Here is a 15,262-nt window from a genome sequence, read left to right on the forward strand (position 1 = left end):
GTCCAACCCCCACTTTAAAATACTGGCACCACTGCACCATCATATTCATTCTCTATATACGTTCTCACTTTATCCGATTGAAGAGCCTCTGCTAACTTCTGAATCGCTTCAGTGTCTGCTTTTTCAGGAGTTGATACCAATATATTGACGTATGGTGATTCACTTCCCTCAATGATTAAAGCATCCTCTAACGGATCAAGATCAATCTCTAAAGCATAATTTGTATTAATGGCCACCAGATCAAGATCATCCAAAGCACGAGGCAATAAAGGCCCGTCTAACGTCTTAAATTCTAAATCCAATTCATTTTCAACTATATCTGCAACGGTAAAATCACTTGTCTTTTCCATTGTATCTAATTGGATAATGTCATTTGCCTCAAGCAATTGTAGTGCCCGCGACAGATTAACAGGATCATTTGGAATCGCCACCTCCGTTCCCTGCGCTACTTCATCGATAGAGTTATACGTTTTTGAATAAAAACCAAATGGCTCAATATGAATACCAGCTACTTCTACTAGATCAAGACCAATATCTTCGTTCACTTGATTTAAATACGGAGTATGTTGAAAGAAGTTTGCATCGTATTCTCCATCCGCTGTTTGTCTGTTTGTCTGTACACCGTCTGTACTCAAGTCAACTTCGAGTTCGATGCCTTCAGCTTCCAAGTCCTCGGCAATAAGTTCAAGTAGCTCACCATGTGGAGTCGAGGCAGCCGAGATACGTAACACTTCTATCTCCTCATCACCCGAAGCACCTGATTCACTACCACAAGCTGTTAAACCCAATAAACCAATAAGAGTTATTGCTTTAGCGTACGTTTTCATCTAATCCCCCTCACTTTTTACACAATGCTCTCTGTTTGGAAAAACGATAATTGTCGTAGCTGTTGAAACGTATGAAGCTTCTCATCCACATTCGTTAGTGGAACATGAACAATGAGTTCATCTACATCTAATCCTTCAGTAAGCTCTTCTAACTTATTTTTGACGGTATCAATTGAACCCGTTATGACCCCTGATTCTTTTTTATCTATCCAATAGCTAATACCTGTTGATTCGCCAAAAGCAGCAGCACGTTCATAGGAATTGACATTAAGTGTACGACCATCTTCAACATGCACTTTGAAGCTGTATGGATATTTATTAAGCGCCTTCGCTTCTTCATCTGTGTCGGCTACAATAATACCTACCGCAAGTAGGAATTGAGGCTGTGAATGGTCTCTAGCTTGAAACGTTTCTTGATAAACTGAAGCAGCAGCACGTAGTTCTTCAATCGTAGAATTAATAAAACTAGCAAACACATAGGAAACACCATGAGATGCGGCTAGTTCTGCACTCTTTGAACTTCCCCCAATAAATAAACATCGGCCGGCTTCTTTGGAATGGGCCATGCCACTAACTCACGCTCCTTCTCTCCATCATTTAAAAACCCGAGTAACTCTCCAAACTTTTCATTAAATGCCTCACTATCAGAACCAGTGCCTTGAAGAGCTGTTGTTGAAATGTTTGTTCCACCAGGAGCTTTTCCAATACCAAGATCCACCCTATCCGGTTCAAGTGAAGCGAGCACATTAAAAACCTCAGCTACCTTAAAAGCAGGATAATGCTGAAGCATCACTCCACCAGAACCAACACGAATACGCTTTGTTTTTGCAAGAATATAAGGAATTAATGCCTCAGGAGCAGAACCAGCTAATTCAGCAAAATTATGATGCTCAGATACCCAAAAGCGACTAAAACCTAACTCATCTGCAAACTGCGCCAGCTTCACCGTTTTTTTCAAGGCCTCCACAGCCGTTTCCTCTTCTGCAATAGGACTTTGATCTAATATACTTATTCGCATCATCTATTCCTTCTTTCTATAGTATTAAATACTTATAAACTTAATCGGAATTAATATTCCACTAAATATAGCACTGAGCTCACAGATAATCAATTGCGTTTTTGATAGGATTTATCTATCAATTGAATAAATTTCAAATGAAAAAACCGCTGATTGAGTTTGAACAGCGGGATCGTTGTTATGGCTAGTGGATTGATGTTCTGGTTGGTGGGGGGGAAGTTGTTCTGGCTAATGTGTCGTTTTTCTTGGTTACAGGTTCTTGCTCTTGTTGGTGCAGGGGTTGGTCTTAGTAACTGCTCCTTGCTCTTGTTGCTGCGGGGATTCGTCTTGGTTACTGCTTCTTGCTCTTGATAATGCGGAGGTTCGTCTTGGTTTCAGTTTCTTGCTCTTGATTATGCTCCAATTCATCTTGGTTACTGCTCCTTGCTCTTGATTATGCTCCAATTCTTCTTGGTTACTGCTCCTTGCTCTTGATGCTGCGTCGATTCTTCTTGGTAACTGATCCTTGCTCTTGATTATGCTCCAATTCGTCTTGGTTACTGCTCCTTGCTCTTGTTGCTGCGGAGGTTCTTCTTGGTAACTGATCCTTGCTCTTGATGATGCTCCAATTCGTCTTGGTTACTGCTCCTTGCTCTTGTTGCTGCGGGGATTCGTCTTGGTTACTGCTCCTTGCTCTTGATGCTGCGTCGATTCGTCTTGGTTACTGCTCCTTGCTCTTGATTATGCTCCAACTCGTCTTGGTTACTGCTCCTTGCTCTTGATGCTGCGTCGATTCGTCTTGGTTACTGCTCCTTGCTCTTGATGATGCTCCAATTCGTCTTGGTTACTGCTCCTTGCTCTTGATGATGCTCCAATTCGTCTTGGTTACTGCTCCTTGCTCTTGATGATGCTTCGATTCGTCTTAGTAACTACTCCTTGCTCTTGATGGTGCTTGGTTTCGGCTTGATAACACCTCCTCCCTCTTGCTAAACCTCCATCCATCTCTGCCCTTCCTAAGAAGAACATTATGAGAAAGACCGTTCCAATTTAGTCAAATTAATAAGATCCTTAATTGCTGCACTTGCCGCGCCTGTTGGACTTGATGCTCCTCCTGAAACAAATAATTCTCCCATTTCCTCGGTCGAAAATAGAATTCCTTTGTTTGTGCCATGAACGTGTGATAATGGATGCTCATTTGATAAAAACTCAGTCTTTACTGAGAGCGTGACTATTTGATCCTGACATGTAGCCCTTGCCACTAATCTTACTTTACTACCTTTTTCTTTGGCATGAAGAATATCTGCTTTTGTAAGATTTGTGATTCCAATAACTGACGCATCGTTATACGAACGATTTGCTTTAAATATGCTATTGGCTAGTATGACTAGTTTGTTTGCTGTATCGATTCCTTCCACATCAAGCGATGGATCGGTTTCTGCAATGCCTTTTTCTTGTGCTCGTTGGAGAGATTCTGAAAAATCCCGACCAGTATCCATCATCTCTGAGAGTATGTAGTTGCTTGTTCCGTTTAAGACTGCCAAAAATTCCGTGATTGTTGTACCTGCTAAACAATACTCTGCCACATCTAAGGTCGGCAAAGCCGCCGCAACTGCTCCACTATATTTAATGACACGCTGATGAGATTGAGCCAATTCCATTAATTCTAAAAAATGATGAACAAGCGCCCCTTTGGAAATAGCAACAATATCTAGTCCATCTGTTATTGCCTGCTTCATATAGCTATACCCCGGCTCCCCATGTGCTTGATGAGTCGGAGCAGCTTCCACCAATACATCTCCACGAAATGTATAATCCGTTTGTAATGTTATTTCTGCCCTTTTCGCATAAGCGTTGATCCCCGCTGATCCAGGTTCACTCTCTAGTAACTGCTGCAGATTTAGACCACTTTGATCTTCCAAGAGACCATGTCTGCCAATGATCCCTACCACTCGAATGTTCATTTGATAATCATCCTGCTTGTTTGCTAGTAGCTTAATGATCGAACGACTGACTGAACCAAATCCACTTATATAAATCTTCATATTTTCCTCCAGTAAGAATTTTCTCTCCACACAGATGTCTATTCCGATTAAACTAGATGAATAAAGGTAAAAGTAGAGTTAGACATTTTACTTGTGATTTTTTGCATCATCATAGATGATAGAAACTAACAGAGTTCACTATTTAAAAGGAGTACTACACTATGACCACAACGGTTCCTTCAAATTCACTTAAAATACTTCTAAGAGCATCAAAAGAAACCATTCCAAAAGCAAGGCAGCATCTTAAAGATTGGAAACAAGTTAGTCAACAAATTCCAGATAAAGAGATCCGTGAACAAGCATCCTGGACCATTAGTGATAAGACCTTTCACTGCGAAGGTGGCAGTATCCTCGGACTTTTAGCTGGTGACAATCAAGATGCATATATCAAATTCATGGTCGCTTATCAAAGCATCTGTGACTATTTAGATACCCTCTGCGACAAAAATGATGCGCATAATCAGGAGGACTTCCGCTCTATCCATCATGCATTATTAGACAGTCTCAGTCCAGGGGAGCCATTCTATGACTACTATCAACACCGCCAACCATTTGATGATGGTGGATATTTAAAACAGCTAGTCACAACTTGTAGAGAAACCATCGAGACTTTCCCAGGGTTTGCAAACATGCAAGAGGATATGAAAGAGGTATCTCAGTTTTATATTGACTTCCAAGTATATAAACACGTTGAAAAAAGCCTAAGAGAGCCACTTCTTATGCATTTTTATGAAACGAACAAACACCTCGCTCCAGACATGCGTTGGTATGAGTTCGCCTGTGGAACAGCTTCAACACTCGGTTTGTATTGCCTCGCAGCATATGCAGCTAATAGCATCAAGACAAAATCAGAGTCTAAACAAATCAAAGAAGCCTACTTCCCTTGGTTACAAGGACTGCATATCATGCTGGATTATTTTATTGACCAAGAAGAAGACCGTGCCGAAGATGAGATGAACTTTACAAGCTATTACGAAAATAGAGATGACCTCATTAACCGAGTCAATATCCTGGATCAAGAAGCAACAACCAAGTTAAAAACGTTACCAGATGCATCCTTCCACCTTTTGATCAAACGAGGACTTTACGCCATTTACCTTGCCGACTCAAAAGTCAAAGCACACCCGCAAATGCAAAAAGATGCAAAATCGTTACTCAAACTTGGCGGAATGCCCGCTAAATTTTTCTATTATAATCGATGGATGTTTAAACGGAAGACGTAAAAAAGAAGAAAGAGCAAACTCAGGTGGTTTGCTCTTTTTGAGTTCACTAAAAAAAGGTATCTTAAATCGGATCTACTTCTATTCAAAAATTAAAAGCCCACCCAATATAGGCCGGCTCATATATTTAATTATCCTCTGGTCCTTCATACGCATAACGACCACGATATGGTTTTGTAATATATTCATTCTCTTCTACAATTTTATTTAACATCACGTAAAGAGAACTTTCGTTATAAACAATATTATTTCGTTCAAGCTCTGCTCCAATCTCTTTTGCATTTAAAGAAAGAGTAGAGTTTTTAAGGGTTTTTACAATAAATGGTTCAATAATGTCACGCTTTGCTCGGACTGGTCTTTGCTGTTCTTTGGGCGACACGTCTTGTTTAATCTCTGAATAGGAAGATGAATCTGCAGTACCATCACGCAAATCTAACTCTCTTAACCTCGAATAAATGACGTTAAACTCCTCGGCACTTGCTTTTCGTTCTTCATAAATTTGTTCCATACGTTGTTTGAGTGCATCTCTTTCTGTGTACACGATTAGTTTTTTCTCCCCTCGCTATTCTACTATTTATATTCTACCTATAAAAGGTGCCAGACGTAAATATAAAAATTCTGAATAGCAAATAGAAAATTCATCCAAATTACATTTTTCAGTAACTTATATCTATATTTCTCCCTAAATGTGGATGCCCAGCAGTTTGATTTGCTGAATCTAATAGCTTTACCACTGCCTCACCCTGTACCTCCGCTGTTTCCTTAGCCTGCTTCATTACAGACAAGGAGACCTGTTGTCCTGTATTCACCTGACTCATTGCCATAGAAAGAAGAGCAATATCCATTTTCACACCTCGTTTTCAACATTTAGAGTTAACTAGTTTCTTTCATTTCCATTTCTTTTAAATATTCAACAACAAGACTTGTTCCTTTTTTTGATACAACCCAATCAACTGGCAAACCAGGGATATATAAATAAGTATCATTCAGAATCTGATCCATTGATTCTATTCCCAGTAAGTGAACTGAACCTTCTACCGTTTGCAAAACCTTACGCACAGCAACTAAAACCGCATTCGCTTCTATTAATAATAGAGCTCTCTCCTCCTCATTTGTAAGCCGACTGTCTCTAACCATCGATCGCAATCGCTCTATACTTATACAAAGATTTGATAGATACTCATGATATTCCCTAACTACTTCAATTATAAATGCACCTGGATCCACATACGCTTGATCACTTCTCGAATAACGTCTCATCAAACTTGCAAATGTCTTGAGAAAATGAGTATGACCCTTAACCTCGGCTAATGCTTTTGTAATGGAGGAAGCAAACGATAGAGCATCTTCTTTCGTAACCACGCTAATTCCCCCTTCTTGATGACGTAAAATACAAAAAAAAGACCTCTATCAAATTAAAGAGGTCTCTATACAAGGACATAAACTAGTCCGGGATCTAAAAGAACAAGAAATAAGCAATCTCATCTCTTTTATTATCGTCAAACTAGCAATAGATATGAAGGAATGAATTAAATTGGTTATTCGGGGTTTAAATATAACAATATTTCATTCATAAATAGATAAGATAGACAATTCAAAAAGACGGAAAGAACTTTAATAATGTCCTTCCCGCCTAAAGTATTAAATTATATATTAAAACTATTGTACATAAACTTTTCTTTCATACTTTTATAATCTTTCGTCACCTTTATCTAAAGGCTTATAACTAATTTCATCAGCGTAAGCATTTGTTCCAATCGTAGTTAAACTTAAGATTAAAATTACAGCTACTAATAGTTTTTTCATATCAAATCATTCCTTTTCTCTGAAATTATTAGGTTATTTATATTTTGAGACGCTAACCTTAAATACAATAAAGAATTTTTATAATCATCATTTTTTTCGTAATAATGAGATATTTCTTCCAAAATTTCCTTGTATTCGAAATGCATTTCTTCTTCTTTCAATTGAGTAAGACCTTGTTCTACTAAATCCTGATTGTTATCCTGGTACAATCCTCTGGTTATAAGGCATCTAGACATATATTCATGTAAGTCTAAGTTTATTGCTTCTTCTTCTGCTTGGTCGAGCATCTTTCTACCTTCTTCTAGATCACCTAATCTGTACAAGACATTTGCTAGATTAAATTTGTTTTTGGTCTCAGTCACAGTATTTTTTTGACTATCTTGTGATAAGGAATTTTCAAAATAGGTTTTTGCCTCAACTAGTTTGTTTTGGCGCACTCGATTAAGTCCAACACCTCTAAGCGTAATAGCATACGTTACAGGAAAAGATTCACCCTGTTTAAGTACCTCCTGAAACAATACTTCAGCTTTATCATATTGATTTAGTTCAGTAGCTATATAGGCCAATGTTAGCTTACAATTTAAAATCCTTTCAAGATACATAGAATCTGTCTCAAAAATTTCAATTGCTCTAGCAATATAATTAAGAGCATACTCGTAGTGATCAAACCTATAGTGGCAAAAACCTATTTTTTGAAGGAAATCTCCTTTTTCAAAAGGACTAGATACATGATCCAATAACTTTTCTGCTATTTTATAAGCTCTTAGTGCTGATCTATACCGCTCTTGATAAAATTCATACTGTCCTGTTAGAAAATAATAGAGAAACTTTAATCGTCCATCAGTAGCTTCAGCTTCTTCTTTCAACTGCTCAATGACTTCAGGTGACTTCTTCATTTGAATTTGATCAATTAATAGTCTATGTCTAAAATTAATTAAATTATAATGTGAATTCAATTTTTCATCTTGCTGTATTTTTAATAATAGGGAATCGACTGATTTCTTTGATTCCTCAGCTTGCTCTAAATCATAAGCTATAATGCAACTATACCATTCGACTAACTTCGCTCCTACCACTTCTGGAGGAATTAATGTTTGCATTTCATCACCATCCTTCTTTCATCAATGCAATTATATTCATTTCCCATCTACATTAATAGACTTTTCAGTCGTTTCCCAATTCTCAAAAAGGAAATTTTTGTGATATGAGCATCTAATTTGTTATTCGTAATTTTAGGCTATTTGCTCAACTTCTCTACAGCCAAAGTTACTTCGCTTAATTCTCGGCAATTCGTATCAATACCAGGGTGTACTTGAGATTGACCCATTAAAATAGTTCGCATTCCTAAATGTTTGGCAGGTACGATATCCTTAGTGAGGTCGTCTCCGACAAAAATCGACTGCTCCGGAGTACTCTGTAATTTTCCCAACATATCATAAAATATTGCTACATCAGGCTTTTTAATACCTAATTCTCCTGAGGTTACAATAACATCTATGTAGTCAGAGATCCCCAATGCTTGTATTTTGTTTCGTTGATAGAAATCACGTCCGTTTGTGATAATGCCGATTTTGTATGGCTTTTGCTTGAGTGATTGCAGCATGTCTTTTAATCCAGGAAAACCGATGCTTGATGCTGGGAAGTGTAGATTCAGGTCGTGAAGCATTTTGGGAATCATGGAGTTATCTATGGAAAATGTGTTAGTGAGTTCCTTATACACATTGACTTTAGGCATCACAATCTAGTGTAAACGGACAAATTCCTTAATAAATGTGCCTTTGTTCGTTGCGTACTTCTGCAGTGAAAATAGCTTATATTGACGTTTAGCAAATTTGATTAAGGTTTGATGCTTGTCGAGTAGTGTTTGATCAAGATCAAACAAAACCGTGTTCCGCAAATTCGCCACCCTCCTTCAGTAATATAAAATGAGACTCACGCTGGATTTCGGTTCTCGGGCTTTGAGAAGGAGTTCGTTTCTTGGTAAATGGATGCTTGCTCTTGGTGTTAGAGCTCTCTTCTTGATTAATGGAAACTTGGTCTTGGTGTCCGTGCTCTCTTCGTGGTGAACAGACGCTTGGTCTTGGTGTCCGTGCTCTCTTCTTGATTAATGCCTGCTTCGTCTTGGAAAAGCTACAATCCCTCTTGCCAACGCGCCTCTGCTCTTGGTCAGTCCTCCTACGGTCTTGCTCCCGCGCTAATTGCTCTTGCCAAAATCTGCAATGGTCTTGGTAAAAGCGCCAGCACCTTTAAATCCCACCAATAAATCAAATTGGTCAATAAAAATGTCCATTTTTATTCCTTATTGAAAGTAAGTACTCTCTTCTTGGTAAAATCGAGTTTGGTCTTGAAGTAGGAGGGCTGTTCTTGATAGGAGGGGAATTGGTCTTGGTTTTAGAGCTCTCTTCTTGGAAAAGCTACAATCCTTCTTGCCGACGCGCCTCTGCTCTTAGTCAGTTCTCCCATGGTCTTGCTCCCGCACCAAATGCTCTTATCAAATGCACCATCGATCTTGGTAAGAGCGCCTGCACCTTTGAATTCTCCCACGCAAGGTGTTTGATCAAGGTATTTCGCATATTTCCAGCCTCCCTCGATAATATAAAACGAGACCCGCAACGGATCTCGTTTTATATTAGTTTTCTGTTTCGATGTCGAAGCTTGTTCCATCGGTTCGAATGGTGATTGTGCCATCGTCAATGGTGCCATAGACCTCAGCACCAGCTGCTTCTACTCGAGAGAGCGCATCGACTCCTGGGTGACCGTAGCTGTTATTTTCACCTGCAGAATAAATGGCAACTTCAGGTTGTACTTCTTCTAGAAAAAAGTCATGACTTGATGTGCTAGAGCCATGATGCCCCATATGATAGATGTCTGCTTGCAACGGGAGTCCGGTATCAACGATTCTCTGCTCGGATGGTCTTTCTGCATCTCCTGTAAACAAGAAGCTTGTGTCCCCATAATGCATGATAAAACTAATCGAATCGTTATTTAGATTTCCTGTTAGCTCCTCTCCAGGATTAACAATGTCAAACTGAAGCGAGCCTACCGTATAAGTATCTCCTGCCATGGGCTCAACGACGTCGGCATCTGATGCTAATAATGCGTCTACTAAACGTTCAAATACTTGGGAGGTTGTTTCGTTTCCATCAATCCACACTTCATCAGGTTGATATTGTTCAATGATTCCATCTCCATTACCTATATGATCGGCGTGAGGATGTGTAAAGATCAACAGGTCAAGCGTATCGACACCCAGCTCATCTAGGTGATCAAAAATTACGTCACGATCATGCCTGCCAGTGTCGATTAGGACTGTAGCGTCGCTTGTTTGAACAAGTGTACTATCCCCTTGTCCAACATCAAGATATGACACTACTGCTTCACCTTCAACTTGAGCTTGCGCACCCTTCGCCTCACTGTTTAACAGACTATCAAATTCACTACATCCTGACATAAGTAAACAAACAAATAGCAAAGGAATATATACCCAGTTGATTTTCTTCATGTTGTGAGTCCCTCCTAAAGTTGTATGTGTTAAGCATATCAGATCATCGTTTGCATAGACGGTTTAACTGAGATTTAAGTTGTTTCCCAATGTGACGTTCAAAGCTAAACAAAAGTCTTGCCTTTTATTTAGTATAGGGGGTAAACTACTTGCATAGACATTAGTTTAGGGGGTCGACTAGTTTTGAATAAGAAACAGCTGTCGGAGGCAATAACATTATTCTGCGACATCATCTTATATGGTCAACAAACGTTTTTTAAAGAAATGACTTCAGAAAAGCTGAAGGTACTATCGTTTGAACAAGTTGATTTACTTAACCTTTTAGCTTCACAGGGGCCGCTCAATTCAACGCAAATTGCTTCTTTCCAAGGATTGCACAAGAGTGCGATCTCTTCTCGACTGAAAAAGTTAGAAGAAACTGGATTAATTCAGTTTCGTAAATCTGATGAGGATCACCGAATCAAATTTGCCGAATTAACAAGTGATGGCCACCAAGAAGTTGAAAAGTGTCAAGAGTTGATGCTGGAATACTTCGGAAATCTGTTTAGTGATTTTAAAGAAGTAGATTTAACGTATTTTATTGGGATGTTAGGTCTAGTGAAGGATCGTTTACTTACTCAAACCCCATTACAAAAAGATCAAAGTGAGGATAACAAATGAAAACCATCTTACGTTTTAAATGGGGCGTTGCCTCAGCATTAGTTTTATTAGCAGCTTTATTATTTTTAACCGCACCACCACTAAGTGATTTAGTTGAAGAGAAAGGCTCCGTTCAATTAGCCGATACATTTAGCTCCAGTCAAGCTGCTGCTATTCTTGACGCAGCCGGTGAAAATGAACAAACCATAAGTGTTGTTGTGGAGTTTGACGATTCGTTAAACGGAAATGAGGATGCGGTCCAATCGTTAATTGATGAAATTGAGTCGCGTTCGTACGATGCTGATATTGACGTATTATCCCTGTTTGAATCCGATGAAATTCGGGATCAGGTTGTCTCAGAGGATGAAAGTGTTGCATTAATTCCGATCACGGTTGATGGTACAGATGATGATGTCATTGCTATCGGTGATGACTTAAAAGATTTAACTATCGACAACGGAAGTGTCTATGTAACGGGTGAAGCGCTACTTAATCATGATGTAGATGTGACTTCTCAAGAAGGATTAGCTAAAACAGAGATTATCACGGTTATTTTAATTTTTGTTTTATTACTTGTTGTCTTTAGAGCAGTTGTTACACCATTGGTGCCTTTACTATCTGTTGGGATCACCTATCTTATCAGTCAATCAGTAGTGGCCTTTTTAGCTGATTGGTTTGATTTTCCGATCTCGAATTATACGCAAATCTTTTTAGTGGCCGTGTTATTTGGAATTGGAACGGACTATTGTATCCTGCTCCTTAGTCGTTATAAAGAAGAACTAGCAGCTTGGACACGATACCCAGACAGCAATTCTGAACACGTATCGCACTGCTGGAAAAACACTTTTCTTTAGTGGTTTAGCTGTATTCATTGGCTTTGCTGCGATTGGTTTTGCGGACTTTAAAATCTATCAATCTGCTGTTGGTGTAGCCGTTGGGATTGCGGTTCTTTTACTTGTTTTATATACATTTGTTCCATTTTTGATGGCTGTCATGAAGCAGAAACTTTTCTGGCCATCTAAAAAAGTTGGTTCTCATGCTGATAATAAGCTATGGGGATTCCTTGGAAAACTATCTATTTTTAGACCCGTTGTTTCTTTAATCGTTGTAGCGATTATTACGGTTCCTTTTCTAGTAATCTATAATAATGACATCTCATTTAATAATGTGGATGAAATTAGTGCAGATGCTGATTCTGTTCAAGGACTACGTGTCATTGAAACTGGCTTCGGAATCGGAAATGCACTGCCGGTTCAAGTGGTTATAGATAGTGATGAGGAGATTGTAACTCCAGAAATTCTTGCCAACATCGAAGCTTTGTCTCGATATATTGCTTGGATGGATGAGGTAGATAAGGTCATTGGAATTACTCGTCCTGCTGGCGAAGAACTCGATGACCTTTATATTGATAATCAATTAGCACAACTAGGTGAGGGCTTAGATGAGGCTGTGGATGGAACTACTGAGCTTGAAGAAGGATTAACTCAGATTTCCGATCAATTACGCCAAATTAGTGGTCAGGTCTCAGGTAGTGCCTCTACTGAGTCTACAGGTTCACTCGGGGAAGCCGCTGATGGGATTGATCAGATCAACGAACAATTAGGTGGCGTTTCGCAACAACTGCAACAAACGCAAGATGTTCAGACCGCTGCCCAGCAGTTGGCAGGCATACAGCAAGGACTTTCTCAAATTAGTGCTGGACTGTCTGAGGGTGCTACCGAACTTGAAGGCGCAAGCGCCCAGGTTGGAGAGCTCTCTAGTGGCTTAGGTCAGCTTGCTGATGGCGTAGATGAAATAACGGAAGGAATAACGGAGCTTAGAGAAGGTCTTACAGAATCAGCTGATTTCGCTAATAAAGTAGCTGCCGCTGACTATGTTCGAGGAACTGGTGTCTATATTCCGGATGATCTTTTAGAGAACGATGATTTTCAAGAAGTGATCGACATGTACACGTTCGCAGGTGGTCAGGGACTGTCGCTTGACGTCAACTTAAAAGCAGATCCTTATTCCATAGAGGGAATTGATGCAACTCGAGAAATTAAAACAGCTGTGACACAGTTTGTACAGGGCACACCACTTCAAGACATGAGTATTGAATTTGCCGGTGTCTCTAGTTTAAATAGTGACTTAGAAGAAGTATCATCTGCTGATTTCACCAGAACCGTCATGATTATCATGGTTGGACTATTTATTACGTTGATGATTCTGCTTCGCTCTTGGACACAGCCAATTGTCATCATTGCCGGTCTCTTGCTTTCCTACTATACGTCATTAGGAATTGCAGAATTAGTCTTTGTTCATATTATGGGTTATTCCGGACTTAGTTGGGCTGTACCATTCTTTGGTTTTGTTATGTTAATCGCCCTTGGTGTCGATTATTCAATTTTCTTATTTGATCGTTATCAGGAAGAGAAAAAATTAGGCGTACGAGAAGGCTTAATGAAATCAATGGTTAAAATGGGATCTGTCATTATTACAGCTGCCATTATCCTCTCTGGAACATTTGGTGCGATGATGCCTTCTGGCGTTTTATCGCTTATGCAGATTGGAACAGTTGTGGTGAGTGGCCTCATGCTATTTGGTCTTGTCATTCTTCCATTGTTTATCCCTGCTGTCATTAGTTTGGGAGAGTCAAAGGATCAAACAAAAGAATAACGCAAAAAAACCAGTGGGCAATATAAGCTCACTGGTTTTTTTATTGTTACATCATTGTTTCGCCGAAAAATACAGCGATTAGAATAATGAGTATAAAATAGCCAGCAAAAAATAAAATCATAAGACTTTGTAACACGATACTAATAATAGCTAAAACTTTTGTAACTCCTTTAATACGAGCATAACCAGGATGGTCAACATCCTTAATCCACTTTAACGCAATAATAGATAAAATAAATCCAACAATGGCAATCGGCATCGTTCCAATGACTATAATTAGAGCGCCTAACACAGTTGTACTTTGTTGCTGCTCTGTTAAAGGAGAACCCTCCTCGTACTCTACGTCTTTGCTATCCGATTCAATTTCGTCATATTGAGACATGTCAACAATCTTCCTTTACATCTAATTTTGTGTCTGCAGATAAAAATAGGCAACAACTACAATAGCTGCGATAATCGCCAAAATGACTAATGTGCAGCCACAGCCCATGCCTCCGCCTCTTCGATGGTGGCGATCATACGGGTCATTCCTGTATCCACCATATCCTCTATTTCCTCCAAAAAAACCGCCTCCCGAGTTTTTACTGCCTCCGGTGGTTATTCGTTTTGATCCTCTTGATGAAGGACGACTCGAAGATGGACGCCTATTTGATGATCCCCTGCTTGACGACCCTCTGCTTGACGATCCCCTGCTCGAAGAACCTCTACTTGATGAACTTCTACTTGATGAGCCTCTTCCTGATGACCTTCTCGACATTGTATTCACCTCAACTTATAATTTTTCACATTTTCCTCACTTTTGTTTTATAGACTATTTTTTACTAATCAAAACCTCTTTTACATACTTTTTAAAAGATATTTCTACTTTTTTCCTGCTGTTGTCTTACTTTATGTACGAATTTTGTCTTCTTTTGGTTTCATATAACTTCATCTCTATTCATATAGACCATTTATATACATATCGGTAATGGTGTTAATGACAACATCTAGATCGTCTTTTTCTTTCGAGCAAACAAACTCCCACATAAACATTTCATTCGTATAAAACCATGACTTCGCAGCGTAGTGTGGATTGATGTCTTTTGCTACTAAGCCTTGAGTTTGAGCGTAAGTAATGTCATTAGTGATCCCTTCAATAAAACGTAAGCGAATACTGGTCCACTGGTCCTCCACTGCATTGGAATATCCGATTGCCTCTTTTATAACCTGCATAAGTGATTTGTAGCTTATCGCAAGGCTAAGAAATTCCTTTGTTTGATACACGATTAACTCCTTTGCTTCTTCCTTAGTTGAAGGTTCAAACGATAACTCAGAAACCTGATAAAAAAAGTTCATCATTGTTTGCATCAATTCAATTAATAGTTCATCTTTATTTTTAAAATAGACATACGCCGTTCCATACCCAGTCTCTGCTTTTTTGATTATCTGAGCAATGGTTGTTTTTTGAAAGCCTTGTTCTAAAAAAATGGCTTCTCCTGCTTTTACTAATCTCTCTCTTGTTTCGATCGCTTTTTGTTTCCTTGATGAAGCCATAGTATCTTCCTCCAATTTTCGATGACACGATGTCATTGACA

At 39.1% G+C, this 15,262-nt stretch carries 19 protein-coding genes; 4 read left to right on the forward strand and 15 right to left on the reverse strand.

Features of this window, described 5'->3' with window-relative positions; all coding sequences use genetic code 11:
• Positions 1-14: 14 nt before the first annotated feature.
• From NDM98_RS09950 to NDM98_RS09965, 4 genes are all read right to left on the reverse strand, one after another.
• Positions 15-827 (reverse strand): MetQ/NlpA family ABC transporter substrate-binding protein, encoded by an 813-nt coding sequence (locus tag NDM98_RS09950; protein ID WP_251606963.1) that lies wholly within the window; start codon positions 825-827, stop codon positions 15-17.
• Between the two features lie 17 nt (positions 828-844).
• Entirely contained in the window at positions 845-1,393 is a 549-nt protein-coding gene (locus NDM98_RS09955; RefSeq protein WP_251606966.1) for an LLM class oxidoreductase, read from the reverse strand.
• On the reverse strand, positions 1,327-1,848 hold the full coding sequence (locus NDM98_RS09960; protein WP_251606969.1) for an MsnO8 family LLM class oxidoreductase: 522 nt from the start codon (positions 1,846-1,848) through the stop codon (positions 1,327-1,329). The genes NDM98_RS09955 and NDM98_RS09960 overlap by 67 nt, the downstream gene beginning before the upstream one ends.
• Positions 1,849-2,849: 1,001 nt before the next feature.
• Positions 2,850-3,866, reverse strand: coding sequence for a homoserine dehydrogenase (locus NDM98_RS09965; RefSeq protein WP_251606972.1), 1,017 nt, complete (start codon positions 3,864-3,866; stop codon positions 2,850-2,852).
• 161 nt (positions 3,867-4,027) lie between these two features.
• On the opposite strand from NDM98_RS09965, the gene NDM98_RS09970 reads away from it, so the two are divergent.
• The gene (locus NDM98_RS09970) at positions 4,028-5,089 is read left to right on the forward strand and encodes a tetraprenyl-beta-curcumene synthase family protein (protein WP_251606975.1); all 1,062 of its coding nucleotides are present in this window, start codon (positions 4,028-4,030) and stop codon (positions 5,087-5,089) included.
• A gap of 124 nt (positions 5,090-5,213) precedes the next feature.
• Here the strand turns inward: NDM98_RS09970 and NDM98_RS09975 are convergent, their stop codons facing one another.
• The 8 genes from NDM98_RS09975 to NDM98_RS10005 all read right to left on the reverse strand — a co-directional run bounded on the left by NDM98_RS09975 (position 5,214) and on the right by NDM98_RS10005 (position 10,394).
• A complete protein-coding gene (locus NDM98_RS09975; RefSeq protein WP_251606978.1) occupies positions 5,214-5,627 on the reverse strand; it encodes a Rok-like winged helix domain-containing protein in 414 nt (137 codons plus the stop codon).
• 115 nt (positions 5,628-5,742) lie between these two features.
• Complete coding sequence (locus tag NDM98_RS09980) at positions 5,743-5,931, reverse strand: YjfB family protein (protein WP_251606980.1); 189 nt, start codon at positions 5,929-5,931, stop codon at positions 5,743-5,745.
• A 28-nt stretch (positions 5,932-5,959) separates the two neighbouring features.
• On the reverse strand, positions 5,960-6,448 hold the full coding sequence (locus NDM98_RS09985; protein WP_251606982.1) for a hypothetical protein: 489 nt from the start codon (positions 6,446-6,448) through the stop codon (positions 5,960-5,962).
• Between the two features lie 440 nt (positions 6,449-6,888).
• Complete coding sequence (locus NDM98_RS09990; protein ID WP_251606984.1) at positions 6,889-7,992, reverse strand: response regulator aspartate phosphatase; 1,104 nt, start codon at positions 7,990-7,992, stop codon at positions 6,889-6,891.
• Positions 7,993-8,129: 137 nt separating this feature from the next.
• A complete protein-coding gene (locus NDM98_RS09995) occupies positions 8,130-8,627 on the reverse strand; it encodes an HAD family hydrolase (RefSeq protein WP_285803906.1) in 498 nt (165 codons plus the stop codon).
• A 6-nt stretch (positions 8,628-8,633) separates the two neighbouring features.
• The gene (locus tag NDM98_RS10000; protein ID WP_251606988.1) at positions 8,634-8,789 is read right to left on the reverse strand and encodes a hypothetical protein; all 156 of its coding nucleotides are present in this window, start codon (positions 8,787-8,789) and stop codon (positions 8,634-8,636) included.
• Positions 8,790-9,342: 553 nt separating this feature from the next.
• A complete protein-coding gene (locus NDM98_RS23465) occupies positions 9,343-9,465 on the reverse strand; it encodes a hypothetical protein (protein WP_285803907.1) in 123 nt (40 codons plus the stop codon).
• Positions 9,466-9,521: 56 nt separating this feature from the next.
• Positions 9,522-10,394 (reverse strand): ComEC/Rec2 family competence protein, encoded by an 873-nt coding sequence (locus tag NDM98_RS10005; protein WP_251606989.1) that lies wholly within the window; start codon positions 10,392-10,394, stop codon positions 9,522-9,524.
• A gap of 183 nt (positions 10,395-10,577) precedes the next feature.
• On the opposite strand from NDM98_RS10005, the gene NDM98_RS10010 reads away from it, so the two are divergent.
• From NDM98_RS10010 to NDM98_RS10015, 3 genes are read left to right on the forward strand one after another with little or no spacing between them, the layout of a single operon-like run.
• On the forward strand, positions 10,578-11,054 hold the full coding sequence (locus NDM98_RS10010) for a MarR family transcriptional regulator (protein WP_251606991.1): 477 nt from the start codon (positions 10,578-10,580) through the stop codon (positions 11,052-11,054).
• Positions 11,051-11,887: an MMPL family transporter gene (locus NDM98_RS24020; protein ID WP_307728778.1), complete on the forward strand. Its 837-nt coding sequence runs from the start codon at positions 11,051-11,053 to the stop codon at positions 11,885-11,887. The genes NDM98_RS10010 and NDM98_RS24020 overlap by 4 nt, the downstream gene beginning before the upstream one ends.
• Positions 11,847-13,688: an MMPL family transporter gene (locus NDM98_RS10015; protein WP_307728837.1), complete on the forward strand. Its 1,842-nt coding sequence runs from the start codon at positions 11,847-11,849 to the stop codon at positions 13,686-13,688. Before NDM98_RS24020 ends, NDM98_RS10015 begins: the two co-directional genes overlap by 41 nt.
• 46 nt (positions 13,689-13,734) lie before the next feature.
• Here the strand turns inward: NDM98_RS10015 and NDM98_RS10020 are convergent, their stop codons facing one another.
• From NDM98_RS10020 to NDM98_RS10030, 3 genes are all read right to left on the reverse strand, one after another.
• Positions 13,735-14,070, reverse strand: coding sequence for a hypothetical protein (locus tag NDM98_RS10020; RefSeq protein ID WP_251606993.1), 336 nt, complete (start codon positions 14,068-14,070; stop codon positions 13,735-13,737).
• Positions 14,071-14,091: 21 nt separating this feature from the next.
• Positions 14,092-14,445 carry a hypothetical protein gene (locus NDM98_RS10025; RefSeq protein ID WP_251606995.1) on the reverse strand — a complete coding sequence of 118 codons (354 nt, stop codon included), beginning with the start codon at positions 14,443-14,445 and terminating at the stop codon, positions 14,092-14,094.
• Positions 14,446-14,621: 176 nt separating this feature from the next.
• Positions 14,622-15,221, reverse strand: a complete 600-nt coding sequence (locus tag NDM98_RS10030) for a TetR/AcrR family transcriptional regulator (protein WP_251606998.1) — start codon at positions 15,219-15,221, stop codon at positions 14,622-14,624.
• Positions 15,222-15,262 lie beyond the last annotated feature (41 nt).

The sequence above is a fragment of the Alkalicoccobacillus plakortidis genome, assembly GCF_023703085.1.
GTDB classification, from domain to species: domain Bacteria; phylum Bacillota; class Bacilli; order Bacillales; family Bacillaceae_D; genus Alkalicoccobacillus; species Alkalicoccobacillus plakortidis.